The organism is Apilactobacillus quenuiae, from assembly GCF_002994005.1.
Lineage (GTDB): Bacteria > Bacillota > Bacilli > Lactobacillales > Lactobacillaceae > Apilactobacillus > Apilactobacillus quenuiae.
On the sequence record NZ_POSN01000003.1, the window covers coordinates 20,471 to 43,537 of the forward strand.

The window sequence follows — 23,067 nt, forward strand, 5'->3', positions numbered from 1 at the left end:
TATATTTACATTATTTAAAAATTTGACTTTTAAAAAATTTACTGATATATTTCTTAGTATTAAATATACAAGTAAATTAAAAGCGATGAAAAAGCAGAGTAATAATTTAACTTCAACAAGAGAGTCTTGGTATTCTGGAAAAAGACATGAGGAGAAATTATGAAAGTATCTTTGGAGCTATATACCGAAATCATCAGAGAGTAACGTATATTGGGTACACCCATTAAAGTGTTAGCGTATGTTAGTACGTGAAGTTGGCTATTATAAAAAATAGCAATCAAGGTGGTACCGTGCCTAAAGCACCCTTAGTTTTATACTAAGGGTGCTTTTTTATTTGTTTTTAGATTGATTGGAGATGATGGTTATGAAAGATGTCGTGAGTAAATAATAAAATAAATAATACAACAATACACGATATTTTGGAGGAAAAAACATGCAAGAAGAAATCAAAGACCTTAATAATAAACCATTATCCATCAAACAATATTTAATCATTGGATCAATGTTATTTGCACTATTCTTTGGTGCCGGTAATTTAATATTTCCAATTCATCTAGGGCAATTATCTGGGGCTAATTGGATGCCAGCTGCTTTAGGATTCTTAATCTCGGGAGTCTTATTACCATTATTATCAGTTTTAGCAATTAGTATCACTCGTTCCAAAGGCGTTTATGACATCGCAAAGCCCTTAGGTTCTGGATTTGCGATTGTGTTCTTAGTGTTAGTACATTCAACTTTGGGACCTTTATTTGCAACCCCCAGAACTGCTAGTGTTAATTTCACTGTTGGAATTCAGTCCTTCATTCCGCATCAGTATTTTCAAATTGGAATGTTAATTTTTACTGCAATCTTTTTCATCATTACATTTTTATTAGCATATAAAACTAGTAGTATCTTAGATAGCTTAGGTAAAATATTAAATCCATTATTTTTAGGCTTGTTATTTTTATCATTCTTATTAGCCTTCATTCATCCTATGGGTAGCACTGCCAATCAACCTATCTCTACCCCCTATCAACATGCTTCATTTTTTAATGGGTTCCTTGAAGGGTATAATACAATGGATGCTTTAGCTGGATTAGCATTTGGGGTTGCGGTTGTAAGTGCAGTTAATGTTTTAGGTAAAACTAATCCTAAGTCAAACGCCAATGCAACCGCAAAAGCTGGCCTAATCTCTGAATCTTTAGTGGGAATTATCTACATTATATTAATCTGGATTGGTGCAACATCATTAAATCTATTTAAAGTTAGTAATGACAATGGTGGAACTACTTTTAACCAATTTATGGGTCATTATTTAGGTGCAACCGGACATGCTCTATTAGCTACATTAATGACTTTAACTTGTATCACAACTGCTGTTGGCCTAGCATCTGCATTTGCACAAGACTTCCATCAACATTTTCCCAAGTTAAGTTACCATCAATGGTTAGTTTTAAACTGTATCATTTCATTTGTAATTGCTAATGCTGGCCTAAACTTAATTATTATTTGGTCAACACCTGTATTAATGTTCTTATACCCATTCGCAATTACATTAATTTTATTATCAATTTTTTCACCATTATTCAAGCGTGATAAAACCGTTTATATGACTACCATTATCTTCACTTTGATACCTGCATTCTTTGACATGCTAGTATCACTTCCACCAATGATTAGTCATATCGACTTTATTCAAAGTCTAATTCAAATTGAACAAAATATTTTACCATTCGCCAACATTAAAATGGATTGGATTATTCCAGATATCGTTGGTGCAATCATTGGAATAATCATTTATAAATTTAAAAAAGAATAACAAAAAGCCCGCTCAATTAAATTATTGAGTGGGCTTTTTGTTATTCTGGGAGGATAATATATATGAAGTATTATTAGTATATGCAATTCAACTTAAAAAAAGCTTAAATTAACGAGCAAATATAGATCTATATACTTTTTTGAAAAATTCAGCTATTGATGAAAGTATAACTTCAAAAATGATGTAACATATAAATTCAAAGATTTCTTTGATAGCATCTATAAAAATTGTTTCCATAATAACCATCCTCCCCATTTAATAAAATACGTTAATTAGAATTAATTAGAAGTTTACTGATGGATTCTTTTGCGCGCTTTCATCAGCTTGGAAATAGTTAACTTTCTTGTGGTTAGTGATACTTGCAACTAATGAACCAGGGAACTTAACTAATTTATTATTGTATTCACGAGCCGTCTTGTTGTAACGATTACGTTCAACACTAATACGGTTTTCACTTCCCTCTAGTTGAACCATTAATGTTTGCATATTACTATTAGATTCTAACTTAGGGTATGCTTCTCTAATTGATCCAACCATTACATTTAGGGCACGATCTTGACCACTTAAAGCATTAACTTTATCAGAACTATTATTAGCATTATTGTATTTGGATTTAGCATTGTAGTATTCAGTTCTAGCTTTGCTAATATCACCGTAAACTTGCTTTTCTTGTTTTTGTTGACCTTTGACTGCATTAACTAAATTAGGAATCAAATCAGCACGACGTTGTAGTACCGTTTGCACTTGCCCTAATTGTTCTTCAACACCTTGTTCGCTAGTAGCCATACTGTTTGATGATTTGATAAAACCACCAATTAATCCGATTAATACAACTGCAAGCACAACGACTGTAATGAACCAGCCACGTTTGTAAAAAGGTTTGTTTTCTATCATTTTATGTTCTCCTTGTTTAATAAATTAAATATCAGAGCCTCCGCCACCGAAGTCTCCTCCTCCACCGGAATCACTGAAACCGCCGGAGTCTCCACCAAAGCCACCGAAATTATCACCACTAGAACCTGAGCCTCCAGATCCTAATATTCCGCCTAGCAGTGCTCCAGTCCAGAAGCCGTTATCTCCACCGCCGGAACCACCACCATAGTGGTTGTGATGGTCATCATCATTATTATTTTTCTTAAGGTAATAAGCAATTATCCCAATAATCAAAATTAGAAATAATAAAGTTCCCCATGAAAAATATTTTTTACGCTGATTAGCGTCTTTAGTGGCCTTAGCATCTTTTAAAGATTTGTTAGCATATTCCTTACTAACAATAGATGCAACATCTTGAAAAGTTTGCTTAATTCCACTATCAACTTCGCTAAGGTTATTAGATTTTAGTAAAGCCTTGTTGTTTTGTAGAATCTGGTTTGTCTTACCATCAGGTAAAATTCCTTCAATTCCATAACCCGTACTAATTCTAACATTATTTTTACCACCATTTTGAGCAAATAAAATTAACGTTCCATTATCTAAACCTTTTTTACCCAATTTCCAGCGAGCATTTTCTAAAACATTATCAGCGTAATCAGCAATCGATTGTCCACCAGTGGATTTAACGGTCATCACAACAATTTGTGGTTTAGCTGCTGTTTGTTGATATTTTTTTGCTTGATCAATAATTACCTGTTTAGTACTATCAGACAATACGTTTGCATAATCATCAACTACATATTCTTTCGTTGGTGTAGGATTAATCGACTCAGCATGTGAGTTAATACTACTAGCAATTGTCATAAGTATAAATACTGGTAATAATAAGCAAAATAATCTCTTTAAAGATTTCGTAGATTCATCCCACCTTTGCAATTACTTCTTAAGAGCATATTAATTGATTGGCATAAAATAGTAAAGAAAAACTTAGCTAAAAATTTGAAAAATAAATCTTTTTAGACTACTTTTGAATTGAAGATAATTAAAGAAGGCTTTATGTATGTACAAATATATTTCAATTATTTTTAGAACCATTAGCGTCATTTTGAGTGTAATGGCAGGTATGATTATTGGTTTGGATATTATTCCAATTGAACCAATAGCAGAATTACCAACGACAACAATCATATATGATGTAGTTGGTATTGCTGTAATTATATTACTAATATGCCAAATTATAGCAGCATTTTTTATTCGAAATACTCAATTTGACTTTCTTTTAGCAATAATTATGATTGTATTGACAATTGCATTATGGTTCATCAATCCAGACATTAAGTTTCCTTATATCTGTACTATTATTGCTAATGTCGCATTAGTACTAGGTAATTAAAAAAACAATCAAAAGGATAACTAGTCTTATCCTTTTTTTATTTTGAAATTAGTTATATCATAAGAATAAAAATTATGTCAGGAGTTTTTATAGATGGAAGCTATCGAATTGGGAAAAAATAAATCTCAAAAAATTGCCCAACTTATTAACTTTGGCAATGAAAATTATGATAATGACAAAAAACAAACAGCGATTGAAGCATTCAGTGCTGCAATTGCTATTTACCCTGCTAATACAAAGTCAATCGAAGAAATTAATGGTGACATTCCTGATCGTAATGTCATTTTAACTAAACTAGGCATGTTATTCACTAAATATGGTAATCAATTGGATCCAATTGGTGTACACTTATTTAAACAGGCATTGATATATAATGAAAATGATGTTGAAGCTAACTATTACTTAGGAAAATTACTATTTAATAATGGGAATGTTTATGAAGCTAATTTATACTTAAATAAGGTTTTAGATAATATTGATCAAACTGACAAATTATATGAAGCAACTAAGGAAGCATTAGACGATATTAATAATCAAGAGGAACAAGATTTGCCAATTTTTGCAACCGATTTCGTAATTGGCCAAGCTTTATCACATACCATGTTAAATAGCCCTATTGGAACCTTTAAAAAAATGGATTTTGACAAAATCGAAAAAAAATATGATGACCGTGTTCAATTGTTTCCTACTGAAGATACTAAAAAATTATTGAATAAAATTCGTAATTTTAATTCTAATCATGGGTTTAAGCAAGAAGCTTTTGAAGATTTTCTTCCAACAAACTTACCATTATTTGAAGTTCAAAATAATTTATCGATACTTTTAGGTGAAGATTATACATTAATTGATCAAGGGGCTGAAATATATGATGTTTGTGGAGTAAACGTCCCACCAGAATTAACATTTAATTTCTATAAATTAATCAATAACAAAACTAATCATATTTCATATTTACTGTTATCAGGTAAAAGCCCTTTAGAAATCAAAGATGAAAAAGTAATATCTGATAAAAATAATCATCAAAGAGCAATATTTGATAATTATAAAACCAATGTTTCATACAGTGATACTGAAATGAGATCATTTGTTTTGGCACTTGCGAAAGAATATTTTGAAGATGATGTAGCAGAAGATAACATTGCTGACAGTCATATTTGGGGCATTCGAGATACTAATTTTGATCAAACCTTTGATAAACATGAAGATTTTGATTTAGCAGATTCGCGTGTTGAAATTTTAATTGATACTAATAAAGAATAAAAAGGATTGATTCTTAGTTGAACCAATCCTTTTTATTGTGCCTTTAAATCGCTGTTATATCAACGTTGCAACTAACAGTTGCGAGCTTGTCAGTCAATAATATACATAAATAATTCAATTAACATTTACTATATTAAAATTTAAAGGATAATAAAAATTGTTCAAAGGAGGACATAGTTATGAAAAATGTTTTTAGTAGCCAATTAATTAAACTAAGAAGACAAAGAAATTTTTCTCAAGGCGCATTAGCAAATAAAATGTTTGTTTCAAGACAATCAATTTCAAAATGGGAAAATGGTGAAAGTGAACCTAGTATTGATAAATTGATTGATTTATCAGATGTGTTCAATGTTGATTTAAATTATCTGTTAATAGGTAAAAATAAAATATCCAAAGAAATTATCTTAAAAATTGATTCACTATATAAATCATTTAATAAACCAGTATTAAAAAATATCAATTTAGAAATTCATGGCAATGAAAGAATAGCCCTACTAGGAAGTAATGGTACTGGTAAATCTACATTATTTAAAACATTAATTGGAATAGAGCAACCAGATAAAGGAAAAATCACTTATAACTTTAATAAACATAAAAATTTAAATGTTATGCCACAACAAGATAATTTGATCAATGATTTAAAAGTTAATGAACATATTAACTTATCATCTGCAATTAATAAGAGTTATTCTAAAGAATTAACTAACAATCTTCTCAAGAAATTTAATCTATTTAATAATAAAAATGACTATGTAAGTAGTTTGTCTGGTGGACAAAAAAGAAAATTATCATTATTAATTAGCGTGATTAGACCATCAAAATTACTGTTGTTAGATGAACCCACTGTTGGCATGGATTTAGACACCATTGATTTTTTCTGGAGATATATTGATCATATTGGTGGCGCAGTAATCACCATTACCCATGACTTTAATCAAATTGATAAATTCTTTTCAAGAGTAATTTTAATAAAAAATGGGCAAATATCTCAAGATGCATCAGTAGATACAATTCATAGTCATAATCAAACCATTGAACAATGGTATCGAATAATGAACAAGGAGTAGCATATGATATTAAAAATTCAATTAAAAAAAGTATTTCGTAATAAAAGATTCCTACTATTTACTATAGTATTTCCAGTATTATGGTACCTAATGTTATTATACTTATCTAAAAGTTATGAAGGTGTAACCAAAAGCTTAGATCAAAATACCCTTTTTATGATAGGTTGCCTGATTGGTATTGTAGGTAATAGTATCGTTACTTTTTCAAAACGCGTAAGCAATACTAAAAATTTTTATACATTTCAAAGCAAAATAACTAATTATTCCATTTGGAATTTTCTACTAGATTATATTATTACCCAAGTTATTCTTAACTTAATTATTGTAGTTTTCATAACTTTTATTGGATTAGTATCAAATTCACTTGCAATGAACTATCAATTATTAATGTTAATATTATTAACAATATTAATTGGCATATACTTAAGTGTTATTGGTTTTCTTTGGGGAATTATGTTAGATAGCAAAACTGTTGATGCAAGCGCAACTCCATTAATGTTAGTTGTTGGTAATTTGTTTGTACCTTACAAGCAAATGTTATCAGGAGGATTCGTTAACATTATCGATATTATCCAAAGAATTTTCCCACTTCACTATGTAATGGATATCAGTAATGAGATTATAAATAAGCAAAGCATTTGCCAATCACTCTCAATGTTTATAATTACTTTTATCATCACCCTAATCCCATTTTTATTAATAATTTGGTTTAAATTTATAAAAAAGGAAGTGGCATAGAAATATGAAATTTAATAATCTTCATGATTTTGTTAAATATAATTATGAACACGGATATTATGATAATCAGTATAGTAATCATTATCACAAAAATGCAATGAAAGACTATGATCTAGGATATTATCAGTCTAAAAAAGCTTATAAATAAAAGGATTGATTCATTACGAATCAATCCTTTTATTACTTTATCTATAATGATGGTAATTATGATAGTTATTGTAATGACGATAGTTACGTACATAATGATGATTATTTCTATATGAACGATGATTGTTATTAAAGTTAGGTGCTCCTTCAGGAGTAGGTACATTCATACTTTTATCAATTCTTGATCTACCAGTAGCATAATCAAATTTAATTCCTGGTTGAACGTTATATAAGTAAACATTAAAGTTCAAAATATTATCAGTGGAAAGTGCCTGCATATGGACACCACTAGCCATTAAATTATTACCCTTAAAAATAGGCGTAACTTTATAAATTACTTTTTTACCTTCTTTTAAAGCATCCCTAACTTTAGTTTCATAAATAGTTTGCACTTTTTGATTACTAAATGCACTTTGGGTAAATAAGTTTTTTATATTATTTTGATCACCAGATTTTAGTCCTGGTTTATAACTACCATCTAAGCTAATGCCACCAGAAACGCTATAAGCAATCTCATGGCCACGATTAATAATGGCAGCACCATCAACAAATTTTTGGTGCCAAGCAGTAGGTTCAACTCTTTGAGTACTTCTTAAACTACCATTTGCTAGATTACGATGTTCCAAATAAGCAATGTTACCAGCAGAAGTACGATTTAAATGATCCAAATTAGCATAAACAACATGATTATACTTCCAGTCAGTAGCTTTTAAATTAGCTTTATTATTATTGACCTCAATATATGATTGGTCACCTGACTTATATTCTAATTGATCTAATTTTTGATCCACAAACTTGTCATCTTTACTTGCTATATTGATATTATTATCTTTAACATTGTTTTGATTGTCAGCATTTTTTGATCCACAGCCAGTTAAAACTAACGCTAAAAATAAAGAACTAATCACTAAACCTTTGTTTTTCATTTCTTATCCATCCCTATAATTTATCTAATAATAATCTTAACATAGTCACCAATATATAATTTTAAATAAAATAAAAAAGCTGGATAAAAATCCAGCTTTTAAGAAAACTATTCTTCAACTTCCACTTTATTAGCATAAGCTTGTTCTTCTTTGATCAAACGTTGTTTTTCTTTTTCATTGAACCAAGGAGAAGTAGTAAATGCTAAAACATCATTTGCAACATAAATTGCACTGTTTACAAACATTGCTAAAGTAGCAGAACCTTCCTTGAAAGTGATGAACCATAATACCAATTGAGCAAGACCTGATGCTAACCACCAGAAGTATTGGTTGTTATATCTCATGAAACAAATAATTCCAGCTGTTAAACAAACAGCGAAACTAAATGCATCATAGAATGGACGACCATCATCAGTTAGTGCTTGAATTGCAAAACCTGATCCAACGAATACAACTGCAGTAAAGGCAATAGAAATCACCCAACTTTTAGCAGTAAATTTACGAATTTTAGAAACCATATTGACGTTCCAGTTCTTACTTAGCAATACTGGAATATCAAGTGTGGCTATGTAAGCAATTTGTTCACCAATACTCAAATAATTCTTTGAAGTAAATCCAACAACTATAAAACAAATACCAGATAAAATACCTAAAACACCATTAACAGATTTAGCAGCATTAATTGCAAGGACACATAGAACCCCTAAAGTGGTTCCAATAAAAGTTAAGATTGAAAGCCATGTGATTGGTGCATTTACCAATGTCATAACTTGGCAACCTAAACTAAAGAAAAATAAATAATAATTTTGTTTTGGCCAACCTTTTAATTGATGAGCCAAGAATTTAAAGTATGATGACAATTTAAAAATTCTCCCCTATTTAAATATATAATTTTTAAGGAGAACATACCTAGGATTACTACATGTTGTGTTAACATATAGTGTTCTCTCAAAAAACAACACTATATATATTACCATGTAGAAATATTTTTGCAATCGAGAATCAAAAATATTAGAGTCGTCTCACTAGTAATATCGGGCTCTATATTATTTTTTAAAAATTTTGATTAAAATTTTCCATGAATTTTTTAATTTTCAAAATCAGTGCATTGAATAAAAGTTGAATTTATAAAAATAATAGCAGATATTATGAAAGTAAGACTGAAGTTAGGAATATATAACTCTACAACGAAAAAAATAATCATAACTAAAAAAGCTGTTGCGAAAATAGATAATCCATATATTGGTAGCATTCTTGAACTTTTATTGTGAAAATCATTATTACTATTTTGCAATTCATAATAGATTTTTTTAATTCTAGGATGATTTTTAGATAATAATTTGGTAAATATTATGAACAGCAAAGAATAAGCCATCCAAATGACAATTCCTAAAATGGAAATAGTCACATTGTTAGTAAAATTTAAAAACATAAATATTATTAACAAAGGTAATACAAAAAATAACATTTCTAATCCAAATAATTTCCAATTTGTTTTCATAAAATTTATCCTTTCTTATTCTCAAAACTAAAAGTAGTACATTGGATGAATCTTATAAAAACCTCAATCAAAATAAATAAAATTGTTACGGTAAACAACGTTTCGTTCCAATTATTTAAAAATAAAATTATTAATCCTATTGCGCATAAAATTAAAGCAAAGATATATGTAATCTTCTTTAATTTTTTATTACGTTTGATTAATGAATAATAATTACCATAGTTCAGTTGATAAAAAGATTCGACTTTGGAAAACTTTTTGCCCAATAAATATGAAAATAGTTGTAAAAATAGAATATATATAAAATAAATAGCCACTTGTAAGCTTGAATTTTGCAAGAAAAAAATGTTGTAAAACATAAGTGTTAATGGTAAATAAAGTAATAATATTGTCGAAATGAATAAACCCCAATTTGTTTTCATACTGACCTCGCATTTAATTATTTTACATTCTTAAAATCAGTGCACTGTAAGAAAAATAACACCATAATGACAACCAAGATTGGAACAAGCATGCCATAAGTATTATAAAAATTAGGTAGATATAATCCTAGAATAAAGACAATCACCATAACTACAACCACTGATAATGAAAAAGCTAGTACATATACTGGTAGCATCCTTGAATCTTTATTTTTTAAACCACTATTATTAATACCATAATAAAACTGCTTAATTTTGGGGTGGTTCTTTGATAAGAGTTTTGTTAAAAATATAAATATCAAACAATAAATTAGCCAAATAATCAATCTTATAAATTCACTATTTTGATTTGGTTCTCTGTTGAATGCCGTAAATATTATCAAAAGTGGTAATACAAAAAATAACATTTCTAAACCAAATAATTTCCAATTTGTTTTCATAAGAACTCCTTATTGCTTATTCTCAAAATCAAATTTGGTAAATTCAATAAATAGTCGATAAATAACCATTAGTAATAAAAGAATCATTAACATAAATCCTGTATTCCCAATGGATTTATCACCAATATTTCCAGTAAATTCAACAATAAAAAATAACAAAAGCATAATCAAACTAGGCATATAATAAAGGATTTTAACTTTAGTTATACGATCCTTAATATAATAATTACTAGTAAATAATGCTTTATTCATTTCATTGATGGAAGCATTACGTTTACCGATAACCTTAGTAACTATGTAAAGAATAATAAAATAGATGGCTAAAATTAAAATTGGCAAATACGAATCACTAAATAAAATATAGAAAATAAGCCATAGAACAATAGGTACATATGAAAGTAGGAATACCAATCCTAGCATTTTCCAATTTGTTTTCATAAGAAATGACTCCAATCATTTTTCAAAATTAAATTTAACACATTGCATAAACATACCAAATCCATATATATAATAGCAAAAAATATTATGTATCCAATATCGCTAAAAAGCCATCCAGAAAACATAAAAATAACTAAAATAATAACTATAGTGTTACCCCAAAACATGATTGGGGGACGATTTTTAGCCAAATGACTATCACCCATTATATTGTCATATAGATACTTTATTATATGATTTTTTTTAAAATACTTAATACAGCACACATAAGTATTAAGTAAGTAAAAAGTGAAATAAAAAGTATGAAGTTATTAAACAATCCTAAACTAACTAAACAAAGCATGAGTGGTAAATAGAAAAATATCGATTGTAGAATCAATCTTTGTTTATCAATTTTCATTCAATTCATAACTCCCTACTTATTCTCTAATGAGTAGAATAATTCCAAAATAACTACATAAATCAATGTGAAGAAGAAACCATTAAGTCGCAAAGCTCCAAATAATACGTTCATCAACAATAATATTGCAAGTAAGATAAGTAATGACACTGTTGGATGCTGGCGATAAAATGAATTGTTACGCACGCCAAAACCATAGTAAAACATTTGTGCTAATTTGCTATATGGATGATTTTTACAATACATATATAGAACAACAAAATAAATAATAATGGCTACTAAACTTAATAACCAGCCAATCAACAGTTCAATAATCCCAGCAATCACAAAAGCCGGTAAAACTAAAATAATTCCATTAATAAATGATTTCCAATTAATTTGCATAATAAAGCTCCTACTCTTTCTTTAGTGAATAAATAAAATTAGTAACTGAAAAGATAATGAATAAGTATAAAATATCATTAATATTCCAGTATTTAATTGATATAAGCGCAAAAATAACGTAAAAAATTATAATACAAATAGGAATCAAAATCTTATGTTGCTTATAAAACATTTTATTATCATTGTTAATTTTCCAAAAATAAAAATTAGGGAATAGTTTAAAAAGTATCAAAATTAATACCATTAAAATAATTGCCACTATTAGCGAAATCATAAAACTAATCTGCCAAGCAGCTAGCATGATTAAAAAGTAAATTATAACTATAGTGTTAGCCAAAAAATTCTGCCATAGTATTTTCAATAAGATGCGCCTACCCTTCATCTATCTATGTTATCAAAGTTATAGCTATCTTTTAATAGTTTTTAGAATTATAAAATAATATAATGTAACTAATTCATAACAAAAGGATTTGATTAAATGGAATATCGAATTGAAAAAGATTCTCTAGGCAATGTCAAAGTACCAAAAAATGCTCTTTTTGGACCGCAAACGCAACGTAGTCGCATTAATTTTAATTTTGGTCGACTAATGCCGATTCAAATTATTCATGCCCTTTTACAAATTAAAAAAGCTGCTGCCATTGTAAATGCTAAAGATAAAACTTTAAATCAAGCTAAATCAGAAATGATTGTAAAAACAATTGATCAAATTTTAGATGGTAATTATCGTAATGAATTTCCACTACATGTTTATCAAACTGGTAGCGGTACTCAAACTAATATGAACGTGAACGAAGTAGTTTCACATTTATCGCAAAAATTAAATTCAGATATTAAAATTCATCCCAACGATGATGTTAACAAATCACAAAGTTCTAATGATACCTTTCCCACTGCCATGATGATTGCGGCTACTGATGCAATTAATAATTTATTGCCAGTATTAAAAGAACTAGTTAACAAGCTAAATGAAAAAGAAATTGCATATCAAACCGTGATTAAAATTGGGCGGACTCATTTACAAGATGCAACGCCAATTACCTTTGGCCAAGAAATTAGTGGTTGGAAGTCTGCAATTCAACATGACATTGATTTCTTAGAATCTAATAAAACTGCCCTGCTTGAATTACCAATTGGTGGAACTGCTGTTGGTACCGGTCTAAATACACCTGAAAGTTTTGACTCAGATATGGTAAATCAATTGAATAAACAATTAAATGAAGATTTTAAAGTAGCGCCTAATAAATTTCAGGGACTTGCTAATCATAGTGGAATTACAATGGTACACGGTATTTTAAAAACCCTTGCTACTGATCTGATTAAGATTGGTAATGATATTCGATTCTTAGCATCCGGTCCCCGTGCTGGATATAATGAATTAAATATTCCAAGCAATGAACCAGGTTCATCAATTATGCCAGGTAAAGTTAATCCTACTCAGATTGAAGCATTAACAATGGTCAGTGCTGAAGTCATGGGCAATGATACTACCATTAATTTTGCTAATAGTCAGGGTAACTTTGAAATGAATGTCTATAAGCCTTTAATCATTACTAAATTTTTAGAAAGTGCCAACTTACTAAGTGAATCGGTAGCGTCATTTACTAATAAATTAGTTGACGGAATGACTATTAATAAGGAACGTATGGATGATTTATTGCAAAATTCATTAATGTTAGTAACGGCTTTAAGCCCTCATATTGGCTATGAACGTAGTGCTAAAATTGCTCAAAAAGCAAAGAAAGAAAACACCACTTTAAAAGCAGCTGCTTTAGCTAGTGGTGTCAGTGAAGAAGATTTTAACCAATGGGTAGTTGCCCGCGATATGACTAATATTGATAAATAGAAAAATGGTCTATGAATTCATATTTAAATTTCATAGACCATTTTTATTTATACTAAATTATTAATTGCATATACAATACTCATATCATCAATTCCTAAAACTAACTGATCATATTTTTCATTGTTTAGACGAATTACAACAGGTACATCATTTTTTGAAATATTCCAAAAAGATTTTTGACCATCTTTTATAAAAGTGCCATTAATTAGACCATTAATACTTATTCCTAAATTTTTTATTCCTTTACTATCTGAAACAATCCCCTTATCAATTGTTGCGCCATTAACATTATTAATTGGAATAGTAAAACTGTTCTTTGTTATTTTACTAAAGCCTCCTAACTTTATTAATAATTCATTGTTTAAGATTTTAATACTATTTTTCAATATTATTCACCTCATCTTTTAGTTTTGCTCTGGCAAGGATCCTATTAATAAGTAGATTATCAATCTTAGCTGGTAGAAAATCTTTATACCAATTAGATATTTTTAATCTTAACTTGTTATTACGGGGACATAATTCCATTAAAGCAATTAGGATTATATCTAAATCCATGTCTTTTTCATTCATCTTTAAGCTTGAATCTAAAACTGCTGAAAACATTTTCAATTTACTACCAAATTGAGAATACAAGCTTCCTCTTAACAATTCAGTAACATCAACTAAATCATCTATAGAAGTAGCTTCATAACCCTTTTCAACAAAAACTTTCTTCATCTTTTCTGTAACTTCTGATAAATTATATTTTTTATTTCTTCCCATATTTATATATTATCTTTTTTGACTGAATAGTCAATAATGTTTTAATAAAAAAAGAGTTATTTTTATAACTCTTTTTTTAGATTGAAGTAAAAGCCATAATAATCATAATAATTCCCATAATTGGTCTTAATACTCTAGTTACTTTATTTGGATCATACTTTGATAATAAATAAGGCATAATTGCTGCCCCGATAATTGCTCCAGTTAATAGCATTGTGCCAGCATACCAAGCAACATGTCCTGTTGAAGCGTGTGATAAGAAGCCAACAATTGAAGTAATAATTAAGATATATGAAGATGTTGCTGCTGCTTCTTGCATCGTTAATCCCATTACTAATAATCCACTAACGATGGGGCCACCACCAGACATTCCAGCAATTCCAACCATTAATCCAGATAATGTTCCATAAAAATATGCTACCTTTGGATTTAAGTGTTTTTGTTTTTTACTGGGATGAAAAGATTGATATAAAACTTGAATTCCTAAAATAAAAAATACGATAAAAATTAGCCAAGAATAAACACTTTCAGGAATAAATTTAGATAAAATGCTGCCTATAATTGTGAATGGCACTGCTGTGATTAGCATTCGATTTCCATATTTAAACTTCATATTCCCAGTTCGATAATGGCTATATGACCCAATCAATAATGAAGGAATCGAAGTATATAATGAAGTGGCTGCCGCAGTAACTGGCGATGCTCCAACTAAAGAAGTCAAAATTCCTAAATAAAGCGCGGCTCCACCACCGCCCATGATAATGACAAAGCCACCAATGATAAAACCCAAAAATAATAGTATAAATGTCACATAAATCAACCTTCCTAATGAAAAAAGATGTTCCCTAAACGAGATACATCTTTATTTTTTCTCTATCTTTTGTAGTAATAAATTATTTTCAAAATGGTAATGAACAATCGAAAATGCAATCCAAGCTTGAACAACAAACCAAACTATTTGGAAAACTACTTGAGGAGTAGAAATAGCTACATAATGCGTTTCTGGCATTCCCTGTGACAACGTTGCTGCAAAATCATAAACAAAGTGAAAAGCAATTGGAATTAATAAGCTACCAGTTTTAATATAAATGGCACCTAAAATAACACCAATACCAATTGCGTTTAATACTTGTAAACTTGTAAACCCAAATGATTGTTGAGCCAAATTAACATAGTGAATAAGTCCAAAAGCAATTGAAGCAATTGCCAAAGCTAAATAAACATTAAAATAGGTTTGCTTAACACTTGCTAGTTTTTCTAAAATCCATCCCATGATCACACCACGAAACATAATTTCTTCCGGTAATGCAGCAATGATTCCAATGTCTAATGCAAGCCAGAAATGTTGACCTTTTACACTAATCGCAATTATCAATAAACAGATAAAAATAAATATTTGCCAACCAAACTCAGCAAAATCAGGTTTTAAATATAATTTTTGTCCAATAATATAATGGTTTAAAATTAAAATCACAAAAATAGATAATATCTTAAAAATATTTAAAAACAAAATATAATTAGTGTGAACACCTTGATGAAAAATTAATTCATACGTAAAACCATATATTAGTGGCAAAATAATTTGATCAAAAAGAAACTCTAAAGCCAAGATCAATGGAATCATCGTCCATTGCCACTTTGAATTAATTTTCTTGATTAAAATATAATCACTTCCTGTATGTAAATTTAAAATAACATCTTAACCATTATAATAGCAGATATCAGATTATTCAGCATATGCAAAGCAATGGATACTTTTAAATTGTTTGTTTTCTGATAAACATATGCTAAAAAGAAACCAATTTGAGCATATACCAAGAAAAAGAAAATATTTAATCCTGTATTATGGGCTAAGCCAAATAGCAATCCACTAATAATAATGGGTAACCATTTGAACTTAGGAGAAAATAAAGCATCCATTAAATATCCTCTAAAGACCAGTTCTTCTAGAATAGGACTAAAAATAACAATCCCAAATAGCATTAAAACTACTGTCAATTTGTTAGACGACAACATATTTTGTAATGCTTGTTGATTACCACTAGTCGTTTCATGGTAAGTAACATTACTTAAAAATGAAAGAAATCCCTCAATTACATGTGATAACACATAGGCAATAATAACTAATTTCCAATTGGATTTTGTTATTGGCTGTTTAAGATCATTTCGCCCATGTTTTTTATAACTAAAATAAGCAGCCCAAATCATTAATAAATAAATTAAAAAATATAATGCTGATAAAATAACTTTCATATAGATAGTATTTTGATTTGATAAAGCAAAAATTGGTAAGAATTGTGGACCAAATATAATCATTAGAAATAATAAAATGAAGATAATTATTCGATCAAATAATTTATCTCCTGACCAGAAGTTTGATTCGTTCATTTATAATTCAGCTCCTAAAAAAATAACTTATTATGACAATATTATCATAATAAGTTATTTTTTATTTATCAGATTTATTTTGAATTGATGATAACTCATTTTCTAGCATAGCAACTATAGATTTATATTGAGAAATTCCATATTTTACCGTTATTTCCTGTGTAAAAGAAATTCCTTCCGATTTCCATAATTCATAATTATCAACTAAAGTTTTTAATTTTGAATTTTTTCTACCTATTTCTTCTTTTATCAAAGATACAATTTTTTTCTTAGATAAATCGTCTCCAAAAAATAATCTCATTAAAAAATCAGATTTATATACATCATTAATAACTGGAGATGATAAATATTTATGAAATTCTTCTATTCCCTCATCTGTTATAGAATATACTTTTTTATTAGGTCTGTCAGATTGATTAACAACCTTCTTTATTATTTTGTTTTCAGATTCTAATTTTCTTAAAGTAGGATAAATCATTCCATAAGTTCCATCATAAAAATATGATAATTGGTTTTGTAAAATGCTATTTATTTCATAACCCGTTTTTTCACCGTTTTTCAAAATACCTAAAATAATGTCTCTACCCTTCATGACTTCTCCCTTTAACAATAATTATTATTGCTATTTTACTACTTAAAATAAAAAACAATCAAATTAATGACATTTGACTTTATTATCCTTTTTGTTTATATTAACATTGTTAATATAAACAAAAAGGATATGATTTAGATGACAATTAATAGAAAAAAACAAGTTGCTATAATATTAGCAACTTGTATTGGTATATTTTTATGTATGTTAGACACAACAGTCATGAATATAGCTTTACCATCGATACAGAATGATTTAGACATAAACCTAAATAATTTATCTTGGGCTCTAAATATATATACAATAACATTTGCTTCATTAACTATACCTTTAAGTAAACTAGCAGATAATTTAGGAAGAAATAAGATATATATATTAGGTATCTTATCATTTATAGTTGGTTCATTAATTTCTTCTATGAGTAATAATCTAACTTTTTTAATATTAGGAAGAGGAATTCAAAGTATAGGTGCCTCAATAGTGTTCCCATTATCAATGACCATTGGGATAAATACTGTCCCCATGGAAAAAAGAAAAAGCATAATATCAATTTTAGGAATAACTCAAGGATTAGCTGCAGCATTAGGTCCTTCAATTGGTGGAACATTAACTCAATTTTTAGGTTGGAGATGGATATTTATTATTAATATTCCATTGATGATTGTATCCCTGATAATTTGTTTAATAAAATTTAATTTTAAAGAGAAAAGTGAAGATAATGGTATTGATTATTTGGGTTCTGTATTAGGAATAATATTCATGATGTCTTTAACTTTAACGTTGGTCCAAGGTAAAAGTTGGGGATGGAATAGTAAAATAATAATTTCATTAATAATAACCACTATTATATCAATATTAATATTTATTATTTGGGAACATCGAGCAAATAGCCCAATGATTCCACTAAAACTATTCAAAAATAGAGAATTTACTGGATCTTCAATAGCAATAATATTAAGTAACTTATTTTTAGTTGCAGTAACTGTTATTTTACCCACATTTTTTACAAAGATTCAAAATAAAAATGAATTAACAGCAGCTATTCTTATTACACCAATTACTGGAATGATTTTTATATTCTCGCCAATTGCAGCAATATTAATAAATAAAATTGGTCCAAGACTAATTATTAGCACTGGTTTTATTCTAATGACTATTTCTTATATACTATTTGCAAATATAAATATGGATAATATTTATTATATTGTAATATCATGTTTAATATTAGGAACTGGATACGGAATAATAGCTGGACCTATAACTGTACTGGCCGCATCTAATTTTAAAGGATATTTATTAACATCTTCTCAAAGTGTTGCGGGAGTTCTTAGACAAGTTGGGATTTCAATTGCCGTAGCAATTTATGTAACAGGTTTATCATCAAACATTGCTGTTGCCAACAATAATTCAGTAAATTATATAAAACAAAATGTAATTAAAATGGATATTCCACAGTCAAAAAAGCAAATTATAATTAATAAAGCTACCAAAGAATTATCATCAAATAAAAGCAATAAAAACGTTACTAATCATTTTTCAAAAGCTGAAAAAGATAAATTAATTAGATTAAACTATAATAAAACTATGAAAAAGTATAATTATAATATTCCTCAAAATATAAAGTCCAAAATATATATTGAAGTTCAACAAAAAGTTAACAACAAAATTAAAAAAATAAATAAACAAATCAATCATGTAATATCAAAAATAAAGAACTATGCATTAAATGAACATAGCAATGCTTTTATTAATTTATATAGATATTCAATAATTTTTGTAGCTTTATCTACACTATCGTTTCTATTTTTCCCATCTAAGAACAAAAAAATATAATAATAAAAAGATTCCTATATACTATATAGGAATCTTTTTATTATTTTTCATTTCTTTTCTTTATTGCATCATTAATTTCAGAAGTCTTTTTTCTAAATATTGCAAAACTAATTATCCAACAAATCACATAAATAATTATAAAGTTAAATAAATAATTTAATAAATATGGCATTTCAAAAATTTCAAAATTTTCACTAATAATATTTAATATTGATATTAAAGCAAAAGATACAATAAAGTGTATTATAAAAGCATAAATAGGTTTTAAATCATCAATGTTAAATAATTCAGATAACGGACCAATTAATCCACATATTATTAAATAAATGATTCTATAATTGATATCTCCAGAAAAAAGTCCTGTTAAAACCCATATCATCGATCCAAATAACATTCCATAAAAGAATTCGATGCATAATCTCTTAAATATTTTCATAAGCGCTCACCTCACAACTTCAAACTACGTTTCAATTCTGGTAAATATTTACGACTAACATTTAATTTCAAATCATTAGTTAAAAAAGCAGTCATACTACCAGAAAAAGCAGTTTCCATTGATTTTAAATGGTCAATATTAATGATTGATGAACGACTAATTTGTATAAAATGATATGCACTTAATTTATTCAAAATGTCCTTTAATTTACCAATAGTAGTATAAGTTGATTTTACAGAATAAATTGTTAACTTATTACCATATACTTCAACTCCAATAATATCATCAAAAGGAACCATAATAATCCGATCATTAGTCGCAACAGGTAACATTTGGTTATCATTAAATTCTTCATTCAATTTATTTAAACGTTTCAATAAGTCCATAACTTTGGGTGATAACTTACTAGCACTAACTAAAACTTTAATTTCATCATCTGATAAATCATTATCTTGATGAAAATCAATTTCCATAAATTACCACTCTCCTTTTTAAATAATATTAACACAGCATATTCTTATACTAATTTTCTTTTTAATAGAGATACTAAAGCAAAAATTATAGTTAAAATAACTATAAAAATTAATAAGGTAAATGTATGGCCCATAATTGTAGAAACGTCATTAATATTTAATCCCATGTTTTTATTAAAAGATGTTATAAATTTAGTTGGAACATTTTTAAAGCTAACATTAATTTGGTTCTTCATCAAAAGATTACGATATAATGCTGAATTATACGAAGCAGGAATGAATTCCATAATTTTTTGTCCAATATTAGGTAAAGTTCCCAATGGCATATAGACCCCGGCAAAGAATCCTGAACAAGTACCCACAATTGAATTTACGCCAGAAATTGAAGCTTGATTATCAAAGAATAAATCAATAATCATGTTAACCATTGTCCAAACTAAACTGCTTAAAATAGCAATTAAAACAATGGGTATCAAACTTCCATAACTAACATCCAATTTATCAGCAAACAAAAAGTAAAAAGACATGATAATATAAACAGCTACTTGCATAATAGTTCCAATAATAACTGAACTAAAAACATAGCCTGCATTAATGCCTAATTTAGAGGTATCTGTAAGCATTAAGTCATCAATTCGATTATTTTCTTTATCTATTATTTTCTGATTAAGTGCATTTTGCGTAGTCGTAATTGCAGTAACTGTCATAGTTCCACCAATTAACCATAGATCTAATAATTTGGTCCCTTCATGAATTGATTTCCAATCAGATTGAATTCCATTCTTTAAAAACAATACATATAATATAAAAGAAATGATAGCTCCCATTAAAGAGAAAAAAACTCTTTGTCGATTGTTAAAATACAACATTAAATTTCTTTTTATCAAACTAATCATTATTCTACCTCTTTTCCAGTTAAAGCAATAAAGATATCATCCATACTGCCACGCTGATATTCAAATGTAGTTATTAGCGTTTTAAATTTAGATAAAATGTTAATTGCTTCATTATGATCTTTTGGATTAATTGAAATTGAATTTTTGGTTTCTTCAATAATTTTTTGATTTAAATTGTCCTTTATATTTTTCAAATGATTAGAATATAGGATAAGAGTATCCTTAGCGTATTTATTTTTCAGATTATTTACTGTATCACCTTCGACTAATTTTCCTTTATCTATTACATAAACAAAATCAGCATTTTCTACTTCTTCCAAGTAATGGGTAGTTAAAATAATTGTTAATTTCATCGATTTTCGTAGTTCATTTAATACACTCCATATTTTATTTCTACTTTGAATATCAAGACCTGTCGATGGCTCATCCAAAAATAATATTTCCGGTTTATTTAACAATGACCTTGCAATATCAACTCTTCTACGTTGACCACCAGATAATGTTTTATACTTTTGATTTAAGATACTATTTAATTCCAGATCGTTTAATATTTTATTTTTAAATGATGAATCTAAGTTTTTATACATATTAGACCTGATATTCATATTTTGTTTAACCGTTAGATCATCATCCAAAACACTGTTTTGAAAAACTACACCTAGTTTTCGACGATACTTAGATTCATTAACTTTTAATCCTTCAATTTCAATATTTCCACTGGTCGGTTGCATTAAACCAATTAACATTGAAATTGTAGTTGATTTACCAGCCCCATTATGACCTAACAATGCGACTAGTTGACCTTTATTAATGTTCAAATTAAGATGATCAACTGCTAAATGACTCTTAAATTTCTTAGTGAGTCCATTTGTAGACAATAAATTCATGATTAAGCATCCCCTTTGATAAATTGTTACTATCCTAACAATGAATTTACTTGATGTATCAATAAATTAGTTAAGTAGTATTTAATGTACGATAAGTGGTTAAAAATTGCGTATAAAAAATCCACCCTAAAATTATAGGATGGATTTTTTGATTATAAGTATAGAATTGCTGCATAAATAAATAACGCAATTGTAGTTAAGGTTAAAAACCAGTTAATATTCTGCACAGTTAAACCAAAAGTTTCTTCTTTAACTTGTTTTTTAAAGAATAACTTTGTATTATTCCAAATTTTTGGAATGCTAATTAAAACTAACAACATTGTCCATGGTAACCACTGAAAAATCACTGAAATTACGATACTTGCATACATCAAAAAGTAGTAAGTGGCATAAAGCTTTAAAGCATTGTCTTTCCCAATTCTTGCCACAATCGTAATCCGATGCAGATCAATATCATCTTTCTCATCACAAATATTATTAGCTAGCACCATATTAGTAATTGAAAAAATTGTTAGTCCTGATGCAACGATTGCCGTTAATAATAATTCAATATTGATTTCATTTAATGGCACGTTAATCAAAATACAAGCAAAGGTAATACCAATTCCCATCGTGACACCAGAAGCAAGATCACCAAATCGAGTTGTGGATAATGAATTTTTCCCAGCTGAATAGAAAAAAGCCACTAAGAAGCCCCAAAGCCCAATCAATAATAACCAATATGTAGTAATAAACACTAAATAGATGCCCAAAATAGCAATTAAAATTGCTAAAGCAATGTCTAAGCGAGTGGCCTTAGTAATTGATAAGCCCTTAACTCGTGTGTTTTCAATAAAGCCATGAGCACTATGTTTTACTGCTTTTTTATAATCTTCTAAGTTATCAGTAACATTAGTAAACATATGCATAAGCAATGCCACAATCAAAAATAATAATGAATGCCAAATATTAATGGAGCCAAAATTACCTAGTACAAAAATTATACCTAATAAAAATGCGAAAATAGTTGTTAACAGCGGTCCCAATACTATTAAATTTAAATATTCCTTAATATGAATCATCTCCTATATAAAATTTCAAATAATATTATAAATTATACAACAATTGTTATACAAAAGCTGTTGATTTATCATATAATGTATTGATGTAGATAATTATAATATA

General features: G+C 28.0%; 28 protein-coding genes and 1 other annotated feature. Of the genes, 8 read left to right on the plus strand and 20 right to left on the minus strand.

The window, feature by feature from the left end:
- Nucleotides 1-76: 76 nt before the first annotated feature.
- Nucleotides 77-310, plus strand: a binding site (T-box leader).
- A gap of 135 nt (nucleotides 311-445) precedes the next feature.
- Nucleotides 446-1,801, plus strand: coding sequence for a branched-chain amino acid transport system II carrier protein (gene brnQ / locus C7N44_RS04220; protein ID WP_404799038.1), 1,356 nt, complete (start codon nucleotides 446-448; stop codon nucleotides 1,799-1,801).
- Between the two features lie 108 nt (nucleotides 1,802-1,909).
- Here brnQ and C7N44_RS08140 read toward each other — a convergent pair whose 3' ends face one another.
- Genes C7N44_RS08140 through C7N44_RS04230 form a run of 3 tightly spaced genes read right to left on the minus strand, consistent with a single transcriptional unit; the run spans nucleotide 1,910 to nucleotide 3,538 of the window.
- Nucleotides 1,910-2,038 carry a hypothetical protein gene (locus C7N44_RS08140; protein WP_263851158.1) on the minus strand — a complete coding sequence of 43 codons (129 nt, stop codon included), beginning with the start codon at nucleotides 2,036-2,038 and terminating at the stop codon, nucleotides 1,910-1,912.
- A gap of 45 nt (nucleotides 2,039-2,083) precedes the next feature.
- On the minus strand, nucleotides 2,084-2,695 hold the full coding sequence (locus C7N44_RS04225) for a LemA family protein (RefSeq protein ID WP_105956667.1): 612 nt from the start codon (nucleotides 2,693-2,695) through the stop codon (nucleotides 2,084-2,086).
- A gap of 24 nt (nucleotides 2,696-2,719) precedes the next feature.
- Entirely contained in the window at nucleotides 2,720-3,538 is an 819-nt protein-coding gene (locus C7N44_RS04230) for a TPM domain-containing protein (protein ID WP_105956668.1), read from the minus strand.
- Nucleotides 3,539-3,734: 196 nt separating this feature from the next.
- Here C7N44_RS04230 and C7N44_RS04235 point away from each other — a divergent pair, with 196 nt between their 5' ends.
- From C7N44_RS04235 to C7N44_RS08000, 5 genes are all read left to right on the plus strand, one after another.
- The gene (locus C7N44_RS04235) at nucleotides 3,735-4,067 is read left to right on the plus strand and encodes a hypothetical protein (protein ID WP_105956669.1); all 333 of its coding nucleotides are present in this window, start codon (nucleotides 3,735-3,737) and stop codon (nucleotides 4,065-4,067) included.
- Between the two features lie 93 nt (nucleotides 4,068-4,160).
- Nucleotides 4,161-5,327, plus strand: coding sequence for a tetratricopeptide repeat protein (locus C7N44_RS04240; RefSeq protein ID WP_105956670.1), 1,167 nt, complete (start codon nucleotides 4,161-4,163; stop codon nucleotides 5,325-5,327).
- Nucleotides 5,328-5,506: 179 nt separating this feature from the next.
- Nucleotides 5,507-6,394 (plus strand): XRE family transcriptional regulator, encoded by an 888-nt coding sequence (locus C7N44_RS04245; protein WP_105956671.1) that lies wholly within the window; start codon nucleotides 5,507-5,509, stop codon nucleotides 6,392-6,394.
- Between the two features lie 3 nt (nucleotides 6,395-6,397).
- Complete coding sequence (locus C7N44_RS04250; protein WP_105956672.1) at nucleotides 6,398-7,132, plus strand: ABC transporter permease; 735 nt, start codon at nucleotides 6,398-6,400, stop codon at nucleotides 7,130-7,132.
- Nucleotides 7,133-7,136: 4 nt separating this feature from the next.
- Nucleotides 7,137-7,280 carry a hypothetical protein gene (locus C7N44_RS08000; protein WP_157945038.1) on the plus strand — a complete coding sequence of 48 codons (144 nt, stop codon included), beginning with the start codon at nucleotides 7,137-7,139 and terminating at the stop codon, nucleotides 7,278-7,280.
- Between the two features lie 37 nt (nucleotides 7,281-7,317).
- On the opposite strand, the gene C7N44_RS04255 is transcribed toward C7N44_RS08000, so the two are convergent.
- The 6 genes from C7N44_RS04255 to C7N44_RS04285 form a co-directional block, all read right to left on the minus strand.
- Nucleotides 7,318-8,205, minus strand: a complete 888-nt coding sequence (locus C7N44_RS04255) for a DNA/RNA non-specific endonuclease (RefSeq protein ID WP_105956673.1) — start codon at nucleotides 8,203-8,205, stop codon at nucleotides 7,318-7,320.
- A gap of 107 nt (nucleotides 8,206-8,312) precedes the next feature.
- Nucleotides 8,313-9,065 carry a nicotinamide riboside transporter PnuC gene (gene pnuC / locus C7N44_RS04260; RefSeq protein WP_105956674.1) on the minus strand — a complete coding sequence of 251 codons (753 nt, stop codon included), beginning with the start codon at nucleotides 9,063-9,065 and terminating at the stop codon, nucleotides 8,313-8,315.
- A gap of 227 nt (nucleotides 9,066-9,292) precedes the next feature.
- Nucleotides 9,293-9,706, minus strand: coding sequence for a hypothetical protein (locus tag C7N44_RS04265; RefSeq protein WP_105956675.1), 414 nt, complete (start codon nucleotides 9,704-9,706; stop codon nucleotides 9,293-9,295).
- Nucleotides 9,707-10,145: 439 nt separating this feature from the next.
- A complete protein-coding gene (locus C7N44_RS04270) occupies nucleotides 10,146-10,568 on the minus strand; it encodes a hypothetical protein (RefSeq protein ID WP_105956676.1) in 423 nt (140 codons plus the stop codon).
- Nucleotides 10,569-10,577: 9 nt separating this feature from the next.
- Complete coding sequence (locus C7N44_RS04275; RefSeq protein WP_105956677.1) at nucleotides 10,578-11,006, minus strand: hypothetical protein; 429 nt, start codon at nucleotides 11,004-11,006, stop codon at nucleotides 10,578-10,580.
- Between the two features lie 415 nt (nucleotides 11,007-11,421).
- Entirely contained in the window at nucleotides 11,422-11,790 is a 369-nt protein-coding gene (locus C7N44_RS04285) for a hypothetical protein (RefSeq protein ID WP_105956679.1), read from the minus strand.
- A gap of 478 nt (nucleotides 11,791-12,268) precedes the next feature.
- Here C7N44_RS04285 and C7N44_RS04295 point away from each other — a divergent pair, with 478 nt between their 5' ends.
- Entirely contained in the window at nucleotides 12,269-13,636 is a 1,368-nt protein-coding gene (locus C7N44_RS04295) for a class II fumarate hydratase (protein ID WP_105956681.1), read from the plus strand.
- 47 nt (nucleotides 13,637-13,683) lie between these two features.
- Here the strand turns inward: C7N44_RS04295 and C7N44_RS04300 are convergent, their stop codons facing one another.
- The 6 genes from C7N44_RS04300 to C7N44_RS04325 form a co-directional block, all read right to left on the minus strand.
- Nucleotides 13,684-14,022, minus strand: a complete 339-nt coding sequence (locus C7N44_RS04300; RefSeq protein WP_105956682.1) for a hypothetical protein — start codon at nucleotides 14,020-14,022, stop codon at nucleotides 13,684-13,686.
- Nucleotides 14,012-14,398 carry a TetR/AcrR family transcriptional regulator gene (locus tag C7N44_RS04305; RefSeq protein ID WP_105956683.1) on the minus strand — a complete coding sequence of 129 codons (387 nt, stop codon included), beginning with the start codon at nucleotides 14,396-14,398 and terminating at the stop codon, nucleotides 14,012-14,014. The genes C7N44_RS04300 and C7N44_RS04305 overlap by 11 nt, the downstream gene beginning before the upstream one ends.
- A 76-nt stretch (nucleotides 14,399-14,474) precedes the next feature.
- Nucleotides 14,475-15,209, minus strand: a complete 735-nt coding sequence (locus tag C7N44_RS04310) for a sulfite exporter TauE/SafE family protein (RefSeq protein WP_105956684.1) — start codon at nucleotides 15,207-15,209, stop codon at nucleotides 14,475-14,477.
- 51 nt (nucleotides 15,210-15,260) lie between these two features.
- Nucleotides 15,261-16,022: a CPBP family intramembrane glutamic endopeptidase gene (locus C7N44_RS04315; RefSeq protein WP_105956685.1), complete on the minus strand. Its 762-nt coding sequence runs from the start codon at nucleotides 16,020-16,022 to the stop codon at nucleotides 15,261-15,263.
- A gap of 62 nt (nucleotides 16,023-16,084) precedes the next feature.
- Nucleotides 16,085-16,786 (minus strand): CPBP family intramembrane glutamic endopeptidase, encoded by a 702-nt coding sequence (locus tag C7N44_RS04320; protein WP_105956686.1) that lies wholly within the window; start codon nucleotides 16,784-16,786, stop codon nucleotides 16,085-16,087.
- A gap of 61 nt (nucleotides 16,787-16,847) precedes the next feature.
- Nucleotides 16,848-17,378: a PadR family transcriptional regulator gene (locus tag C7N44_RS04325; RefSeq protein ID WP_105956687.1), complete on the minus strand. Its 531-nt coding sequence runs from the start codon at nucleotides 17,376-17,378 to the stop codon at nucleotides 16,848-16,850.
- 138 nt (nucleotides 17,379-17,516) lie between these two features.
- On the opposite strand from C7N44_RS04325, the gene C7N44_RS04330 reads away from it, so the two are divergent.
- Entirely contained in the window at nucleotides 17,517-19,211 is a 1,695-nt protein-coding gene (locus C7N44_RS04330) for an MFS transporter (RefSeq protein WP_105956688.1), read from the plus strand.
- A gap of 40 nt (nucleotides 19,212-19,251) precedes the next feature.
- Here C7N44_RS04330 and C7N44_RS04335 read toward each other — a convergent pair whose 3' ends face one another.
- From C7N44_RS04335 to C7N44_RS04355, 5 genes are all read right to left on the minus strand, one after another.
- Nucleotides 19,252-19,647 (minus strand): DUF3021 family protein, encoded by a 396-nt coding sequence (locus tag C7N44_RS04335; RefSeq protein WP_105956689.1) that lies wholly within the window; start codon nucleotides 19,645-19,647, stop codon nucleotides 19,252-19,254.
- 11 nt (nucleotides 19,648-19,658) lie between these two features.
- Nucleotides 19,659-20,120 (minus strand): LytTR family DNA-binding domain-containing protein, encoded by a 462-nt coding sequence (locus tag C7N44_RS04340; RefSeq protein ID WP_105956690.1) that lies wholly within the window; start codon nucleotides 20,118-20,120, stop codon nucleotides 19,659-19,661.
- 44 nt (nucleotides 20,121-20,164) lie between these two features.
- Nucleotides 20,165-21,016, minus strand: a complete 852-nt coding sequence (locus C7N44_RS04345) for an ABC transporter permease (RefSeq protein WP_105956691.1) — start codon at nucleotides 21,014-21,016, stop codon at nucleotides 20,165-20,167.
- Nucleotides 21,016-21,903, minus strand: coding sequence for an ABC transporter ATP-binding protein (locus tag C7N44_RS04350; RefSeq protein WP_105956692.1), 888 nt, complete (start codon nucleotides 21,901-21,903; stop codon nucleotides 21,016-21,018). Before C7N44_RS04350 ends, C7N44_RS04345 begins: the two co-directional genes overlap by 1 nt.
- Before the next feature lie 152 nt (nucleotides 21,904-22,055).
- Nucleotides 22,056-22,964 (minus strand): prenyltransferase, encoded by a 909-nt coding sequence (locus C7N44_RS04355; RefSeq protein WP_105956693.1) that lies wholly within the window; start codon nucleotides 22,962-22,964, stop codon nucleotides 22,056-22,058.
- Between the last annotated feature and the right edge of the window lie 103 nt (nucleotides 22,965-23,067).